This is a genomic window from Ralstonia sp. UNC404CL21Col (assembly GCF_000620465.1).
In the GTDB taxonomy this organism is placed as follows: domain Bacteria; phylum Pseudomonadota; class Gammaproteobacteria; order Burkholderiales; family Burkholderiaceae; genus Ralstonia; species Ralstonia flatus.
This window is the reverse complement of sequence record NZ_KK211140.1, coordinates 567901-585060: the sequence shown is the minus strand read 5'-3', so window position 1 is coordinate 585060 and position 17160 is coordinate 567901. Positions and strand designations below refer to the sequence as shown.

14 protein-coding genes and 1 riboswitch are annotated in these 17160 nt (G+C 64.3%); of the genes, 12 read left to right on the top strand and 2 right to left on the bottom strand.

What is annotated here, in order from left to right:
• Positions 1–143: 143 nt before the first annotated feature.
• The 6 genes from xdhA to N511_RS0120610 all read left to right on the top strand — a co-directional run bounded on the left by xdhA (position 144) and on the right by N511_RS0120610 (position 8291).
• The gene (xdhA, locus tag N511_RS0120635) at positions 144–1670 is read left to right on the top strand and encodes a xanthine dehydrogenase small subunit (RefSeq protein WP_027681006.1); all 1527 of its coding nucleotides are present in this window, start codon (positions 144–146) and stop codon (positions 1668–1670) included.
• A gap of 4 nt (positions 1671–1674) precedes the next feature.
• On the top strand, positions 1675–4041 hold the full coding sequence (gene xdhB / locus N511_RS0120630; protein ID WP_027681005.1) for a xanthine dehydrogenase molybdopterin binding subunit: 2367 nt from the start codon (positions 1675–1677) through the stop codon (positions 4039–4041).
• A gap of 13 nt (positions 4042–4054) precedes the next feature.
• Positions 4055–5089 carry a xanthine dehydrogenase accessory protein XdhC gene (gene xdhC, locus N511_RS0120625; RefSeq protein WP_027681004.1) on the top strand — a complete coding sequence of 345 codons (1035 nt, stop codon included), beginning with the start codon at positions 4055–4057 and terminating at the stop codon, positions 5087–5089.
• A 2-nt stretch (positions 5090–5091) separates the two neighbouring features.
• Positions 5092–6129, top strand: a complete 1038-nt coding sequence (locus N511_RS0120620) for an adenosine deaminase (RefSeq protein ID WP_012436085.1) — start codon at positions 5092–5094, stop codon at positions 6127–6129.
• Between the two features lie 17 nt (positions 6130–6146).
• The gene (gene guaD, locus N511_RS0120615) at positions 6147–7481 is read left to right on the top strand and encodes a guanine deaminase (RefSeq protein WP_027681003.1); all 1335 of its coding nucleotides are present in this window, start codon (positions 6147–6149) and stop codon (positions 7479–7481) included.
• Positions 7482–7494: 13 nt separating this feature from the next.
• A riboswitch (yybP-ykoY riboswitch) is annotated at positions 7495–7664 on the top strand.
• Positions 7665–7718: 54 nt separating this feature from the next.
• Positions 7719–8291: a TMEM165/GDT1 family protein gene (locus tag N511_RS0120610; protein WP_027681002.1), complete on the top strand. Its 573-nt coding sequence runs from the start codon at positions 7719–7721 to the stop codon at positions 8289–8291.
• 214 nt (positions 8292–8505) lie between these two features.
• On the opposite strand, the gene N511_RS0120605 is transcribed toward N511_RS0120610, so the two are convergent.
• Together N511_RS0120605 and uraH are read right to left on the bottom strand one after the other, a co-directional pair.
• On the bottom strand, positions 8506–9783 hold the full coding sequence (locus tag N511_RS0120605; protein WP_027681001.1) for a urate hydroxylase PuuD: 1278 nt from the start codon (positions 9781–9783) through the stop codon (positions 8506–8508).
• 17 nt (positions 9784–9800) lie between these two features.
• A complete protein-coding gene (gene uraH / locus N511_RS0120600) occupies positions 9801–10154 on the bottom strand; it encodes a hydroxyisourate hydrolase (RefSeq protein ID WP_027681000.1) in 354 nt (117 codons plus the stop codon).
• Positions 10155–10532: 378 nt separating this feature from the next.
• On the opposite strand from uraH, the gene N511_RS0120595 reads away from it, so the two are divergent.
• The 6 genes from N511_RS0120595 to N511_RS0120570 all read left to right on the top strand — a co-directional run bounded on the left by N511_RS0120595 (position 10533) and on the right by N511_RS0120570 (position 17156).
• Positions 10533–11291 carry a GntR family transcriptional regulator gene (locus N511_RS0120595; protein ID WP_027680999.1) on the top strand — a complete coding sequence of 253 codons (759 nt, stop codon included), beginning with the start codon at positions 10533–10535 and terminating at the stop codon, positions 11289–11291.
• Positions 11292–11506: 215 nt separating this feature from the next.
• Positions 11507–12916 (top strand): nucleobase:cation symporter-2 family protein, encoded by a 1410-nt coding sequence (locus N511_RS0120590; protein WP_027680998.1) that lies wholly within the window; start codon positions 11507–11509, stop codon positions 12914–12916.
• 4 nt (positions 12917–12920) lie between these two features.
• Entirely contained in the window at positions 12921–14339 is a 1419-nt protein-coding gene (locus N511_RS0120585) for an 8-oxoguanine deaminase (protein ID WP_027680997.1), read from the top strand.
• A 110-nt stretch (positions 14340–14449) separates the two neighbouring features.
• Positions 14450–15412: an allantoinase PuuE gene (gene puuE, locus N511_RS0120580; protein WP_027680996.1), complete on the top strand. Its 963-nt coding sequence runs from the start codon at positions 14450–14452 to the stop codon at positions 15410–15412.
• Entirely contained in the window at positions 15409–15933 is a 525-nt protein-coding gene (gene uraD / locus N511_RS0120575) for a 2-oxo-4-hydroxy-4-carboxy-5-ureidoimidazoline decarboxylase (RefSeq protein ID WP_027680995.1), read from the top strand. Before puuE ends, uraD begins: the two co-directional genes overlap by 4 nt.
• Before the next feature lie 152 nt (positions 15934–16085).
• Complete coding sequence (locus tag N511_RS0120570; protein ID WP_027680994.1) at positions 16086–17156, top strand: porin; 1071 nt, start codon at positions 16086–16088, stop codon at positions 17154–17156.
• Positions 17157–17160: the final 4 nt, after the last annotated feature.

Below are 17160 nucleotides of genomic sequence, written 5' to 3'. Positions count from 1 at the left end.
TTGCACGCCGCGCCGCCAGACCGCTACCGGCGGGTATACCCCGGATTTTGGCTTTCCGATGCGGGTTATCACATGGGCCAAATATTGCATTCCTAGGCCGGTGCTATGGTTCTGTTACACACACAAACAGGCGTAGAACCCCCATGGAGACTCAGCCCATCCGCTTCTTCCACCGCGGTCAGGTCCGCACCGTTACGGATGCCCCGATCACCCGAACGGTGCTTCAATACCTGCGTGAAGACGCACACTGCACAGGCACCAAGGAAGGGTGCGCCGAGGGCGATTGCGGTGCGTGTACCGTCGTGCTCGGCGAACTGCAGGAAGACGGCAGCGTCGGGCTGAAGGCCGTCAACGCGTGTATCCAGTTCCTGCCCACGCTGGACGGCAAGGCGCTGTTCACCGTGGAAGACGTGCGCGGCAAGGATGGCACCCTGCACCCCGTGCAAGAGGCCATGGTGGAGTGCCACGGGTCGCAGTGCGGCTTCTGCACGCCTGGCTTTGTGATGTCGCTCTACGCGCTGTACGAAAACACCGGCAACCAGGCGCCGATTCCGTCGCGCCAGACCATCTGCGATTCGCTGACCGGCAACCTGTGCCGCTGCACCGGATACCGCCCCATCATCGACGCCGGCGAACGCATGTTCGAACTCCCGGCGCCGGCAGGCATCGACCGCACGCAGTTGGCTGAAACGCTGCGCAAGCTGCAGCGCAACGACACCTTCAGCTACGCCCCCGTCGGCACCGAGAATGCGCCACGCTTCTACGCACCGCGTACCGCATCCGCCTTTGCCGCCATCAAGGCCGCGCATCCGAACATCCGCATCCTGGCCGGCAGCACCGACGTCGGCCTGTGGGTCACGAAGCAGTTCCGCGACCTGGGCGACATCCTGTACATCGGCCAGGTGGCTGATCTCTACGCACTGGAAAAGCGTGATGGCTGGATCGAGATCGGCGCTGCCGTCTCCCTGGAAAAGGCCTACGCATTCCTGGCTGCGGACTACCCGGAAGTGACCGAATTGTGGAAGCGCTTTGCCTCGCTGCCGATCCGCAATGCCGGCACGCTGGGCGGCAACATCGCCAACGGCTCGCCGATCGGTGACTCGGCACCCGCGCTCATCGCCATCGGCACGCGCGTCGTGCTGCAGCGTGGCGAAGTCCGCCGCGAGTTGCCGCTTGAAGACCTCTACCTCGCGTACCAGAAGAACGCGATGGAAGAAGGCGAATTCGTTGCGGGCCTGCGCATCCCCGCACGTGAGGGCCGCGATGCCCTGCGCTTCCGTACGTACAAGCTCTCGAAGCGCTTTGACGAGGACATTTCCGCCGTGTGCGCGGCGCTGGCCATCGAGCTGGACAGCCAGGATGGCGAAACCCGCGTGCGCAGCGCACGCATCGCCTACGGCGGCATGGCGGCGACCTCCAAGCGCGCGACAGAGACGGAAAACGCCATCGTCGGCCAGCCGTGGAACGAAGCGACCGTGCGCGCTGCCATGGCAGCCATGTCGCGCGACTACACCCCGCTGACCGACATGCGCGCGACCGACAACTACCGTCGCATATCGGCTGCCAACACGGTGTACCGCTTTTGGCTGGAAACCCGCGTCGATGCGCCGCTCACGCCCGAACAGATCAATGTGCGCGCGGTCGAATTGAATACCCTCACGGCAGCCTAAGAACATGAACAAGCAAACCGAAGCCTTCCTGCTGGCGGAAGCCGATATTGCTGCCGCCATGCCCGGCCAGCGCGGCGCTGTGGTGGGCATTTCGCGCCCGCACGAATCTGCGCACCTGCATGTTGCGGGCACCGCCACATACACCGACGACATTCCCGAGCTGGCCGGCACGCTGCACGCGGCGCTGGGCATGAGCACGCAAGCGCATGCGCGCATCGTGAACATGGATCTGGATCGCGTGAAGGCCGCGCCCGGCGTGGTGGCGGTATTCACGTCGGCCGACATTCCAGGCACGAACGATTGCGGCCCGATCATCCACGACGACCCGATCCTGGCGACCGACACGGTGCACTTCATCGGCCAGCCGATGTTCATCGTGGTGGCCACGTCGCACGATGCGGCGCGACGCGCAGCGCGTCTGGGCAACATCGAATACGAAGTGCTGCCCCCGCTGCTGACGCCCGAAGAAGCGCGCGCCGCCGGCAAGTCCGTGCTCCCGCCGATGCACCTCAAGCGGGGCGAACCGGCCGAGCGCATCGCTGCCGCGCCGCACTCCGAAGCCGGCAAGATGTCGTTGGGCGGGCAGGAGCAGTTCTACCTGGAAAGCCAGATCTCGTACGCCGTGCCGAAAGAAGACAACGGCATGCACGTGTGGTGCTCGACGCAGCATCCGACCGAGATGCAGCACATGGTGTCGCACATGCTGGGCTGGCACGCGAACCAAGTGCTGGTCGAATGCCGCCGCATGGGGGGTGGTTTCGGCGGGAAGGAATCGCAGTCGGGCCTGTTTGCCTGTTGCGCTTCGCTGGCGGCGTGGAAACTCGCCTGCCCCGTCAAGCTGCGTCCGGACCGCGACGACGACATGATGATCACCGGCAAGCGGCATGACTTCCGCTTCGCCTACGAAGCCGGCTACGACAACGACGGGCGCATCCAGGGCGTCAAGGTCGACATGACGTCGCGCGCCGGTTTCTCGGCCGACCTGTCAGGCCCGGTGATGACGCGCGCCATCTGCCACTTCGACAACGCCTACTGGCTGCCCGAGGTGGAAATCGACGGCTTCTGCGCGCGCACCAACACGCAGTCGAACACCGCATTCCGCGGCTTCGGCGGCCCGCAAGGCGCGTTCGCCATCGAATACATCATGGACAACATCGCGCGCTCGGTCGGCAAGGATGCGCTCGATGTGCGCCGCGCCAATCTTTACGGCAAAGACAAGAACAACGTCACGCCGTACGGGCAGACGGTGGAAGACAACGTCATCCATGAGTTGCTCGACGAACTGGAAGCGACGTCCGACTACCGCGCCCGGCGCGAAGCGATTCGCGCCTTCAACGCGACCAGCCCGGTGCTCAAGCGCGGCCTGGCGCTGACGCCGGTGAAGTTCGGCATCTCGTTCAACGTGAAGCACTTCAACCAGGCTGGCGCGCTGGTGCACGTCTACAACGACGGCTCGATCCTCGTGAACCACGGCGGCACCGAAATGGGCCAGGGCCTCAACACGAAGGTCGCGCAGGTCGTGGCGCACGAACTGGGCGTGTCGTTCACGCGCATCCGCGTGACAGCCACGGACACCAGCAAGGTGGCCAACACGTCCGCCACGGCGGCATCGACAGGCAGCGACCTGAACGGCAAGGCTGCGCAAGACGCCGCACGCCAGATCCGCCAGCGCTTGATCGCGTTTGCAGCCGAGCATTACGAAGCGCCCATCGAGACGGTGGCGATCGTGGGCGACCATCTCGAAATCGGTACGCGCCGCGTGCCGTTCGACGAGCTGATCGGCAAGGCCTATGTTGCCCGCGTGCAATTGTGGTCCGACGGCTTCTACGCCACGCCCAAGCTGCACTGGGATCAATCCAAGCTCAAGGGCCGTCCGTTCTACTACTACGCCTATGGCGCAGCCGTGTCGGAAGTGGTGGTCGATACGCTGACCGGTGAATGGCGCCTGCTGCGCGCCGACGTGCTGCACGACGCCGGCCGCTCGATCAACCCGGCTATCGACATCGGCCAGGTCGAAGGCGCGTTCATCCAGGGCATGGGCTGGCTGACGACCGAAGAGCTGTGGTGGAACAAGAACGGCAAGCTGATGACGCATGCGCCGTCCACCTACAAGATCCCGACGGTCAACGACTGCCCGCCGGATTTCCGTGTGAACCTGTTCAACAACGCCAACGTGGAAGACAGCATCCACCGTTCCAAGGCGCTGGGTGAGCCGCCGCTGCTGCTGCCGTTCTCGGTCTTCTTCGCCATTCGCGATGCGGTGGCTGCGGTTGGCGATGGCCGCACGAACCCGCCGCTGAACGCGCCGGCCACCAGCGAGGAAATCCTCAAGGCCGTGGATGCCATCCGCAGCGCCCCGCTGACCGCCTGAGTTGGGAGACACCATGGACCACACGCAACTGCGCCCATTCCGCTTCGCCGATGTGCTTGCCACCGTGCAGGCCGGGCAGCCGTGCGTGCTGGTCACGGTGACAGACGTGCAGGGCTCGGCGCCGCGCGAACCGGGCACGCTCATGCTGGTGGGCACCGACGGTTTCTACGGCACCATCGGCGGCGGCCATCTCGAGTGGCGCGCGATGGAAATCGCCCAGACGATGATGGACGCGCCCGAGGCCACCGGCGAAGCGCGCCGCCAGTTCGTGCGTATTCCGCTGGGGCCGGCGCTCGGCCAATGCTGCGGCGGCGTGGTCCGCCTGTCGTTGGAGCGCCTCGATGCGCGCGATGTGGAATGGATCCGCCTTGCGGATGACGCCATGCGCCAACGCCGCAGCCTGCGCCGGTTTGTGCCGGCCAATGTGGAAGCGCCTGTCCAAGCGAGCATCGGAGATGCCGCCGCAGCCGGCGTGACGCTCGACGCCAGCGGATTCACCCAAACCGTGCTGCCGCCCGACATGTCGATCGTGCTGTGCGGCGCGGGCCATGTCGGTCACGCCATCGTTCGTGCGCTGGCTCATCTGCCGTGCCGCGTGACGTGGGTGGACGAGCGCGATGCGATGTTCCCGTTTCCCACGGAAGTGCCGCCGAACGTCGTCATCGAATCCACCGACACACCGGAAGCCGTGATCGATCAGGCGCCCGCCGGCAGCTACTTCCTGGTCATGACGCACAACCATGCGCTGGACCTTGCGCTGTGCGAACGCATCATGCGCCGCACGGACTTTGCTTACTTCGGCCTCATCGGCTCCAAGACCAAGCGCGCGCGCTTCGAGCATCGCATGGTCGAACACGGCGTGGACCCTACGCGCCTGCCGGAAATGGTGTGCCCGATCGGCGTGGCGGGCATTGTGGACAAGGCGCCGGATATCATTGCGGTATCCGTCGTCGCGCAACTGCTCCAGGTGCGAGAGCTGCAACAACAAGCGCTCACCAGCGCCAGCAGCGGCGCGGCGGTCCCTTACCGAGTCCCCACGTCTGTCTGATCATGCCGATTTCTTCCGCGCTTGCAGAACGCATCGCCACCAGCCCGAAAGCTGAACTGCACATCCACATCGAAGGCTCGCTCGAACCCGAACTGATGTTCGCGCTGGCCGAGCGCAACGGTGTAAAGCTGCCGTATGCATCCGTTGAAGAAGTACGCGCGGCCTACGCCTTCGACGATCTGCAATCGTTTCTCGACCTGTACTACGCCGGCGCGAGCGTGCTGCTCACCGAGCAGGATTTCTACGACATGACGGCCGCGTACGTGGCACGCGCGCTTGCCGACAACGTCCACCACGCCGAGATCTTCTTCGACCCACAGACGCACACCGCCCGCAACGTGCCGATGCATGTGGTCATTCACGGCATCGTCCGCGCGTTGGATGACGCCGAGCGCGAGCACGGTTTCTCCAGCGCGCTGATCCTCTGCTTCCTACGCCATCTGAGCGAGGAAGACGCTTTCGACACGCTCGAAGCGGCTCTGCCCTATATCCAGGACCCGGCCAACCGCATCATCGGCGTGGGGCTGGATTCGTCCGAGCGTGGCAACCCGCCCGAAAAATTCGCACGCGTATTCGCACGCTGCAAGGAACTCGGCCTGCGCCTGGTCGCCCACGCCGGTGAAGAAGGCCCGGCGCAATACGTGATCGACGCCCTCGACATCCTCAAGGTAGAGCGCATCGATCACGGCGTCCGCGCCATCGACGATGCCGCGCTCGTCAAGCGCCTCGCGGCCGAACGCATCGCGCTGACGGTCTGCCCGCTGTCGAACGAAAAACTGAAGGTCTACCCCGACCTGCGCGACCACTCGCTCAAGCAACTGCTGGACGCCGGCTGCGCCGTGACGCTGCATTCCGACGATCCGGCCTACTTTGGCGGCTACATGAACACCAACTGGCTCGCCACGTTCAACGCCCTTGACCTGTCTGCGGCCGATGCCCACGCGCTCGCGCGCAACAGCTTCGAGGCGTCCTTCCTGCCCGAACAGGACAAAGCCCTGTGGCTTGCCAAGGTCGACGACCACTGGAAAGCCGCACACTAAAAATCCACGAGACGACGATGACCACGATGCCTCCGACTTCCAATTCCGTTCACGCTTACCGCGGCCGTGTGCTGCATTTCCTGCACGACCCGCAGTATCGCGAGCGCGATGCCTATGAATACTGGGAGGACGGCCTGCTCGTGGTGTCGGACGGCAAGGTGGTCAAGGCCGGCGACTATGCCGCGCTGCGCGAAGACCTGCCCCTCGGTACGCAACTGCACGACTACAGCGGCAAGCTCATCGTCCCGGGCTTCATCGACACACATATCCACTTCCCGCAGACGGACATGATCGCGTCGCCGTCGCCGGGCCTGCTGCACTGGCTGGAGACGTACACGTTCCCGGAAGAGCACCGCTTCGAAAGCGAGCAGTACGCCGCCGGCGTCGCCTCGTTCTTCCTCGACGAACTGCTGCGCAACGGCACGACCAGCGCGATGGTGTGGAGCACCGTGCATCGCGGCTCTGCCGAGACGCTGTTCACGCAAGCCCGGCAACGTGGCATGCGCATGATCACGGGCAAGGTGATGATGGATCGCAACTGCCCGGAATACCTGCGCGACACGGCCGAATCCGGCGCACGCGACACGGCCGACCTGATCTCGCGCTGGCACGGCAAGGACCGTCTGGCCTACGCCATCACGCCGCGATTCGCGCCCACCTCGAGCGAAGCGCAGCTGCAGGCCTGCGCAGAACTCGCCAAGCAATACAAGGACGTCTTCATCCAGACGCACGTCGCAGAAAACCCCGACGAAGTGAAATGGGTGGCCGACCTGTTCCCCAACGCACGCAGCTATCTGGACGTCTACGACCGCTACGGGCTGCTGCGCAAAGGCGCCTTCTACGGCCACGCCATCTGGCTGGACGACGGTGACCGCCAACGCATGGCCGAATCCGGCGCAGCCGTTGCGCACTGCCCCACCTCCAACCTGTTCCTGGGCAGCGGCCTCTACAACTTCCACAAGAACGACGCGTACCGCCTGGCGCTTACGCTGGCGACCGACGTTGGCGGCGGCAGCTCGTTCTCGATGCTGCGCACGATGGGCACTGCGCATAAGGTCGCGCGCATGGGCGGATATCACCTGACGGCGTTGCGGATGTTCTACCTGGCCACGCGCGGCGCCGCCGAAGCGCTGGGCTGGGAAGACCGCATCGGCAGCTTCGTACCGGGCGCCGAAGCCGACTTCATCGTGCTGGACCCCGCCGCCACGCCGCTGCTGGCCCGCCGCAACGCCCGCTCGGAAACGCTGGAAGAGCTGCTGTTCTCGTTGGCGCTCCTGGGCGAGGACCGTGCGGTATCCGCCACATACGTGCAGGGTGAACCGGCGAAATTTGCGGTTGGCGCCAACGCTTGATGCACTTATAATCGCGGCTTCCATTGGGGAGTAGCCGCTCGAAGTCGTCACTTCGAGGGCCACGTCAACAGACTTGACCGCCGTCGCAACGACAGGTGGTTATGGCGTGGTCAGCCGCACTCAGGGTGCCATCCATGCACCCGGTGACGCGCCTGGCGAGACCGATGACAACCCACTGCGGACAGGGCCGGCAGTGGCGCGTCATTGGTTCGCATACGGCCCGGACACCACAACAACATGGAAGCCTTTCTCGTCTCCACCGGCATCGTCGCGCTCGCAGAAATCGGCGACAAGACGCAGCTGCTGTCGATCCTGCTGGCCGCGCGTTTTCGCAAGCCGGTGCCGATCATTCTCGGCATCTTCATCTCCACCCTCGTCAACCACGCACTGGCCGGCGCCGTCGGTGGCTGGATCACGCACGTGCTCGGCGAGAACGTGCTGCGGTGGATCCTGGGCGTCGGCTTTATCGCCATGGCGGGGTGGATGCTGATTCCGGACAAGCTCGACGACGACGAAGCGCCCTCGACGACGCAGCGCGGCCTGGGCATCCTCGGGACCACCATCGTTGCGTTCTTCTTTGCCGAGATGGGCGACAAGACGCAGATCGCGACCGTGGCACTGGCCGCGCGCTTTCACGACGTGTTCTCTGTCGTGGCGGGCACGACTGTCGGCATGCTGCTCGCCAACGTGCCGGCAGTACTGATGGGCAACAAGTTCGCTGCGCGCATGCCGATCACGCTGGTGCATCGGATTGCGGCGCTGATCTTCCTGGTGCTGGGCGTGCTGGCGTTGCTCGGCGTCGGGAAATAAGTCGCCAATCCGAGGCTCTGGGGTTGCCCTGTCGGCGCCCCTTGGGGCTGGTGACGCAGCGGCGATTCAGCCCAGCCACGGACACATCACTGCAGACGCTTCAGGCGAAAAAAAACGGGGCCGCAGCCCCGTTCAACCCTCACCGGTCATGCCATCCGCTAGGGAACGAATGGCATGCTCCGATAAACCGTTCTGTTGTTGCTCAGCGAGCGCCTCAGTTCGTCTTGGCGCCGCCTTCGAACCACTTGGCGATGATCGTGCGCTCGTCGTCGGTGATTTGCGTCACATTGCCCAGCGGCATCAGCTTTTGCTGCACGACCTGCTGGTAGACGAGCTGTGCATGCTTGCCCAGTTCTTCCGGCGTATCGAGCAACACGCCCTTAGCCGGCGAAGGCATCAGGGTAGGATGAGCCGAGTGACATTGGTAGCACCGTGCGGTAACGACTGCCTGTACTTTGGCGAAGTCCGAACCGCCTGCAGCTGCCGCAGTGGCCAGGCCTGCTGCAGCCGGTGCCGAAGCACTGCCTTCTGCCGCTGCTACAGGCGCCGTCGCCGCCGGGGCTTCTGCCACCGGGGCTGCCGGACGCGACACCGGAGCCAGCCACACCGCCACACCCAACAGCACAGCCACGCCAGCTGCCGGATAGCCCCAGTTCACGACGCCCTTGTGCTTCAGGATGAAGAACTGACGGATCAGCACGCCAGCCAGCATGATCAGCACCAGCACAACCCAGTTGTACTTGGCGGCGTACGTCATGCTGTAGTGGTTCGACAGCATCGCGAACAGCACCGGCAGCGTGAAATACGTGTTGTGCACGCTGCGCTGCTTGCCACGCTTGCCGTGGATCGGGTCCGGTTTTTCTCCAGCCTTGAGCGAGGCGACCACCTTCCGTTGCCCCGGGATGATCCAGAAGAACACGTTGGCGCTCATGATCGTTGCGATCATCGCGCCGATCAGCAGGAATGCCGCGCGGCCCGAGAACAGATGGCATGCCGCAAACGCTGCGATCACCACGTAGATCGCCACGAGAATGCCGACCACGCGGTCGTTCTTGCCGAATACGCGGCAGATCGTGTCGTACACGAGCCAGCCGACCACCAGGAAGCCCAGCGCCAGCAGCACGGCCGTCGTCGCCGTCATGTCGAACACGCTGCGATCGATCATGTAGACGTTGGCGTTGAACAGGTACACCACCGTCAGCAGGGCAAAGCCCGACATCCAGGTCGAATACGACTCCCAGTAGAACCAGTGCAGATGGTCCGGCAGTTGCTTCGGCGCCAACAGGTACTTCTGCGGGTTGTAGAACCCGCCGCCGTGCACCGCCCACAATTCGCCGTCGACGCCCTTGTCCTTCAGGTCCGGCGCGGTCGGCTTGGTCAGGCTGTTATCGAGCCAGACGAAGTAGAACGACGACCCGATCCACGCGATCGCGACGATCACGTGCAGCCAACGCAAGAGCAAGTTGGCCCAGTCGAGGATATAGCCTTCCATGATGACTCCCTGCCCTGTTAGCTACCGCGATAGGTCGAATACGACCACGGCGACACCAGCAGCGGCACGTGGTAGTGCGCACTGGTGTCGGCCACGCCGAAGCGCAGCGTCACCACGTCCAGGAACGCGGGCTCGGGGAGTTTGACGCCGGCGGCGCGGTAGTACTCACCCACGCCGAAGTCCAGCTCGTACACGCCGGTTTGCAGCGCGTCGCCTTCAAGCAGCGGCGCATCGCAACGGCCATCGTGATTGGTGCGGACCGACTTGATCGGTTGCCGCTGATTGTCGACAATTTTGAACAGTGCGATCGCCAGGTTTTGGCCCGGCGTGCCTGCAGCGGTGTCGAGCACATGGGTGGTCAAGCGTCCCATTTGTCTTCCTCTGTAGTTCGAATTTTCAGAAGCGCCGCTGCCTCCACTTGCACCTCGCGCCAAACCCTTGTGTGACAAGGGCTGGCGTCGGGGCCCGCTCGGTACGTGCTGTGCACGCATCCCGGCGCGCGTCCAGCCGGTTTACGCCTGCCGCCCATGTTTGGAGGGTGCATGCCAAACCGGCAAAGCCGTCGCTCGTCCTGGGTCCGACGCCTTGCTTCTGCCGAGTCGCTAGACTCGGCTTGAAACAGGGATTTCCCTAGTTTGTCGGATTCCCGAACGCATTTTGTTGACAATATTGAAGGCCGCCACGAATAATTGTCAACAGATTTTCGCAGTTGCTTATGCTGCGGCGCGTTACTCAAAGGCGGATCTGCCATGTCCAAGAATCTCAAGCTGGTCTCCACGGAAGCGACGTCGAAATCGGGCGTCAAGGCATCGGGAGCAACACGCATGTCGGTCGAAGAACGGATGTATCACGAGATCTACGACGCGATCATGGAGCACCGCCTGCCCCCGCGCACCAAGCTGACGGAGCATGCGCTGTGCGAAATCTATGCCACCGCGCGTCATACGGTGCGCAAGGTCTTCTCCCAACTGGCCGCTGACGGCTTGGTCGACCTGGAGCCGAATCGCGGCGCGTTCATCGCGGCGCCCTCCATCGACGAAGCCCACGCCATGTTCGAGCTGCGCCAGATCCTGGAGCGTGCGGTGCTCGACAAGGTCGGCCGCAGCAGCAATCCCAAGGCAGCCGTCGCCCCGCTGCTCGAACTCGTCAAACAGGAACGCCAGGCGTTTGTCACGCAGGATCGTCCGCGCTGGATTCGGCTGTCTGCGGAATTTCACGTGGCGCTGGCCGAGCAATCCGGCAATCCGCTGGTGGTCGAGATGATGCGTCGACTGGTGTCGCGCACCACGCTGATGATCGCCAGCGTGGAGGCTCCCGGCAACAACGCGTGCTCGTTCGACGAACACCTCGACATCCTCAATGCCCTGGAGCGTGGCGACGCCAGCGCTGCCCAGGCCCACATGGCCCAGCACTTGCAATGCTGCGCCGATCGCGTGCGCCCCGAAGCGCCCGCTGATTTCGATCTGCGTTCGGTATTGGGCCCGCGCGGCGGGAAGGACAAAGTCTAGGACCGGTTTAGCTGTACTGGGCGAGCTGGCACGACAGAGGCCGGCCGCCCAAGAACCTGTCCACGATCCGTAGCGACCCGCCGAAGGTTGGCCCGAGAGACACCGCCCGACATCAGGACGGCACGTGTCACAAGGCCAGAACCGGGGCGCGCAGCAGGAATGTGGACAGGCTCCAAGCCGGACGCCGTCCGGCTTACCACCCAAAGGAGACCTTTATGGCAAGCAGCACCATCGCCGCCCCCACGGCGGATCTGACCAATGAGCGCGTGGCGTACGGACGCCTGCTCGCATTGGGTCTGCAACATGTATTGGTGATGTATGCAGGCACCGTGGCAGTGCCTCTGATTGTGGGCGGTGCACTGCATCTGCCCAAGGAACAGCTCGCTTTCCTGATCAACGCGGATCTGTTTGCAGCCGGCCTTGCCACCCTCATCCAGGCCTTCGGCATTTGGAAGTTCGGCATTCGCATGCCGGTCATGATGGGTGTGACCTTCGCCTCGGTGGGCCCGATGATCGCCATTGGCACCGACCCCAGCATCGGCCTGCTCGGCATCTACGGCGCCGTGATCGCGGCGGGGTTGTTCGGCATCATCGTCGCGCCGCTCATGGGGCGCGTGCTCGGGCTCTTCCCGCCGGTCGTGACGGGCACCGTCATCACGCTGATCGGCATGTCGCTGATGGGCGTGGGCATCAACTGGGCCGCAGGCGGCCAGCCGACCATGAAGACCATGGTCGACGGCGTGCTCAAGACCGTGCCCAACCCGGCCTACGGCGACCTGAGCGGCCTTGGCATCGCGCTGGCGGTGCTCGTCATCATCCTGTTGCTGACGAAGTACGGCCGCGGCCTGATCGGCAACATTGCCGTGCTGCTGGGCATCGTGATCGGCACGTTCATCGCCATGGCGTTCGGCAAGGTCAGCTTTGCCGGCATTACCGACGCCGACTGGGTGGCCGTCATCACGCCGCTGCACTTCGGCATGCCGACCTTCCACTTCGGCGCCATCGCCTCGATGTGCATCGTGATGTTGATCACCCTGGTGGAATCGACGGGCATGTTCCTGGCGCTGGCGGAAATCACCGGCAAGAAACTGTCCACCGATGACCTCACACGCGGCCTGCGCGCCGACGGTCTTGGCACCGTGATCGGCGGCGTGTTCAACACGTTCCCGTACACATCGTTCTCGCAGAACGTCGGGCTGGTGACGGTCACGGGTGTGCGTTCGCGCTTCGTGGCGGCCATGGGCGGCGTGATTCTCATCGCGCTGGGCCTGTTCCCGAAGATGGCGCACATCGTGGCATCGGTTCCCTCGTTCGTGCTGGGCGGTGCGGGCATTGTGATGTTCGGCATGGTGGCCGCTACCGGCGTGCGCATTCTCGGCTCGATCGATTTCAACAAGTACCGCCACAACCTGTTCATCGTGGCGATCTCGATCGGCTTCGGCATGATCCCGACGCTGGCACCGACCTTCTTCCAATACCTGCCGCATTGGCTGGAGCCTGTTACGCACAGCGGCATCGTGCTGGGCACGCTGGTCGCGGTCATCCTGAACCTGTACTACAACGGCATGCAGTCGAGCGAACACGCAATGCGCGACGCTGCCGCCAACACCCACGGCACGGAGTAATTGCATGAACGCCACTGTCGCGCACAACGACCCGCTTCTGATCGCCCGTCATGCCGACGTGCTGGTCACCATGGATGCGCAACGCCGCGAGATCGCCGACGGCGCCCTGGTTGCGCGCGGTGGCGTGATCGAATGGGTTGGCGCCACGGCCGATCTGCCGTCGCAGTATCGCGAGGCCATCGGTGAACCCAACGTACGCGTGATGGAACTGCGCGACCACGTGGTCACGCCGGGTTTCGTCAACACGCACCATCACATGTATCAAAGCCTGACGCGCGCCCTGCCCGCCGCACAGGATGCTGAACTGTTCGGCTGGCTGACCAACCTGTATCCGGTGTGGGCCGGCCTCACGCCCGAGATGGTGCGCGTGTCTACGCTTACCGCTATGGCGGAACTGCTGCTCTCGGGCTGCACGACGTCCAGCGACCATCTGTATCTCTATCCGAACGGCAGCCGGCTCGACGATTCGATCGAAGCCGCGCAGCAGATCGGCATGCGTTTTCACGCGGCGCGCGGCAGCATGAGCGTCGGCCGCAGCCAGGGCGGTTTGCCGCCGGACCGCGTCGTCGAAGGCGAAGAAGCCATCCTGAAGGAAACGCAGCGCCTGATCGAAACATGGCACAACGCCGATCGCCATTCGATGCTGCGTGTGGTGGTGGCGCCGTGCTCGCCCTTCTCCGTCTCGCGTGACCTGATGCGCGAGTCGGCCAAGCTCGCGCGCAGCTACGGCGTATCGATGCACACCCACCTGGCCGAGAACGACAACGACATCGCTTACTCGCGCGAGAAGTTCGGCATGACGCCGGCCGAGTACGCGGAAGACCTCGGCTGGGTTGGCCGCGACGTGTGGCATGCGCACTGCGTGAAGCTCGACGCGCACGGCATCGACGTGTTCGCACGCACCGGCACCGGCGTTGCGCATTGCCCGTGCTCGAACATGCGGCTGGCGTCGGGCATTGCGCCCATCCGCACCATGCGCGATGCCGGCGTGCCGGTCGGGCTGGGCGTGGATGGCAGCGCGTCGAACGATGGCGCACACATGCTCGGCGAAACGCGCCAAGCCATGCTGCTCGCACGCGTCGGCTTTGGCCCCGCGGCGATGAGCGCGCGCGAGGCGCTGGAGATCGCCACGCTCGGCGGCGCACGTGTGCTCAACCGCGACGACATCGGCGCGCTCGCACCCGGCATGTCGGCCGACTTTGTCAGCTTCGATCGTCACCAGGTCGGCTTTGCCGGTGCCGACCACGACCCCGTCGCGGCGCTGGTGTTCTGCGCCCCGTCCAACGTGGCGCACAGCGTGATCAACGGGCGCGTGGTCGTCGAAGACGGCCGCCTGACCACGCTTGAACTCGACGCCCATCTCACGGTTCACCGGAAGCTCGCGCTGGAACTGGCGCAGGCTGCCCGGGCAGTCCCGGCCTGACGCGATGGCGCCTTGCCTGGTTCATGACGCCGCTGTGATGTCGTGAATTTGGAAAGCCGCATTCCACTGTCTGACCGGTGTTGTATGAAGTCTCCTCGACATGAAAAACCATGACAAACAATAACTATCCGCGCGATCTCATCGGTTACGGCAAGAACCCGCCCAACGCCAATTGGCCGGGCGGCGCGCGCGTCGCCCTGCAGTTCGTCCTCAACTACGAGGAAGGCGGTGAGAACTGCGTGCTGCACGGCGATGCCGGCTCCGAGCAGTTCCTCTCGGAAATCATCGGCGCCGCGGCCTACCCCGCCCGCCATATGAGCATGGAGGGGATCTACGAATACGGATCACGCGCGGGCGTATGGCGCATCCTGCGCGAGTTTGAAAAGCGCGGCCTGCCGCTGACGATCTTCGGTGTGTCGATGGCCCTGCAGCGCCATCCGGACGTGACGCAAGCCTTCGTTGACCTGGGCCACGAAGTCGCCTGCCACGGCTGGCGCTGGATCCACTACCAGAACGTCGACGAAGCCACCGAGCGCGAGCACATGCGCATCGGCGTCGAGATCATTCGCGAGCTGACCGGCAATGCACCGCTGGGCTGGTACACCGGCCGCGACAGCCCCAACACGCGCCGCCTCGTGGTCGAGCACGGCGGCTTTGCCTACGACGCCGACTACTACGGCGACGACCTGCCCTTCTGGACCGAAGTCGAAACCTCGTCCGGCGAGCACAAACCGCACCTGGTGGTGCCGTACACGCTCGACACCAACGACATGCGCTTTGCCAGCCCGCAAGGCTTCAACACGGCCGACCACTTCTACCAATACCTGAAGGACGCCTTCGACGTGCTGTACGAGGAAGGCGATCCGAACGGCCTCGCGCAGCCGAAGATGCTGTCGATCGGCATGCACTGCCGCCTGCTGGGCCGCCCGGCGCGCTTCCGTGCGCTGCAGCGCTTCCTCGACTACGTGCAATCGCACGACAAGGTCTGGATCTGCCGCCGTATCGACATCGCGCAGCACTGGATCCAGAACCATCCGTATGCCAAGCAACCCGTTTTGAGCACCACAGCATGAGCCAGACCACCTACACCCTCTCGCAACTCAACGGCATGGACGCATCGCAGTTCGTGCAAGTCCTCGGGGGCGTCTACGAGCACTCGCCGTGGGTTGCCGAACAGGCCGCCACGCAGCGCCCGTTCGGTTCGGCCGAGGCGCTCGCGGCTGCCATGCGCAATGCCGTGGACACCGCCGGCATTGAGCCGCAACTCAAGCTCGTGCGCGCTCACCCCGAGCTGGCGGGCAAGGCGGCCGTGCGCGGTGAACTGACCGCCGAGTCGACGCGCGAGCAAAGCGGTGCGGGCCTGAACCAGTGCACGCCGGAAGAGTTTGCACGCCTGCAGGCACTCAACGCGCAGTACAACGAAAAGTTCGGCTTCCCGTTCATCCTGGCAGTGCGCGGCTATGACCGCCACGGGATCATCGACAACTTCAGCAAGCGCGTGGAAAACGACCGCGATACCGAGCTGCGTGCGTCGCTCGAACAGATTCATCGCATTGCAGGTTTCCGCCTGGCCGATTTGATTTCAGCAAACTGATTTTTCAGGGTCATCAGCAAAAAACAACGCTGTGGGCGCGGTGTCATGGGGCATGGGACACCGTCCGGCATGGAGCCTGACCAGCCGGCCTGTGACTGCATCAAAGAATGCGGCGCAACCTGCAGTGATCTTCAACAACAAAGGAGGTAGCAATGCAGTCGAAATTCAAGCGTGGCATGGCCGCGCTGGCAGTGGCATCGGCACTGGGGGCAGCAAGTGCCGGTGCGCAGGCGCAATCGTCCGTCACGCTGTACGGCCAGGTGGATGCCTGGGCGGGCGCCACCAAGAGCCTGGGCGCATCGGACCGCGCCTGGGGCGTCAACTCGGGCGGGATGTCCACGTCGTATTGGGGCATGAAGGGCAGCGAAGACCTCGGCAACGGCCTGAAGGCAATCTTCACGCTGGAAGCGTTCTTCCGCCCCGACACCGGCAAGTACGGCCGCTTTGACGGCGACACGTTCTTCGCCCGCAACTCGTTCGTCGGTCTGCAATCGAGCACCTGGGGCTCGATCAAGCTCGGCCGCCTGACGCCGCCGTATTTCGTGTCGACGATCCTGTTCAACCCGTTCATCGATTCGTACACGTTTTCGCCGATGGTGTTCCACACGTACCTCGGCAACGGCCTGAGCGGCCCCGGCGGCATCTCGGGGCTCGTCGGCGATTCGGGCTGGAACAACTCGATCATGTACTCGACGCCGGACTTCAATGGTCTGACCGCCAACTTCATCTACGGCGCGGGCGAGCAGGCTGGTCACAACGGCCAGAACAAGTGGGGCGGCAACGTCCTGTACTTCCGTGGCAACTTCGCGGCCACCGCAGCGTTCCAGCAGGTGCGTTTCGACTCCGCTCCGGGTGACCTGAACGCACTGGTGGCAGGCTTCTCGCGCCAGACCGCGGCGCAGCTGGGTGCCACGTACGACTTTGGCGTGGCCAAGGTCTACGGCCAGTACCAGTACATCAAGAACGCCATCAACTCCGGCGATGCGAAGAGCAACGGCGGGCAGCTGGGGGTATCGGTGCCGGTCGGCCCGGGCAGCATCCTCGCGTCGTACGCGTACACGAAGACTTCGGGCGCGGCCGACGTGAAGCGCAACACGTGGGCCGTCGGTTACGACTATTCGCTGTCCAAGCGCACCGATGTGTACGCCGCGTACATGCGCGACAAGGTGACGAACCTCAGCTCGGCAGACACCTTTGGCGTGGGCATCCGCGCGAAGTTCTAAGCAG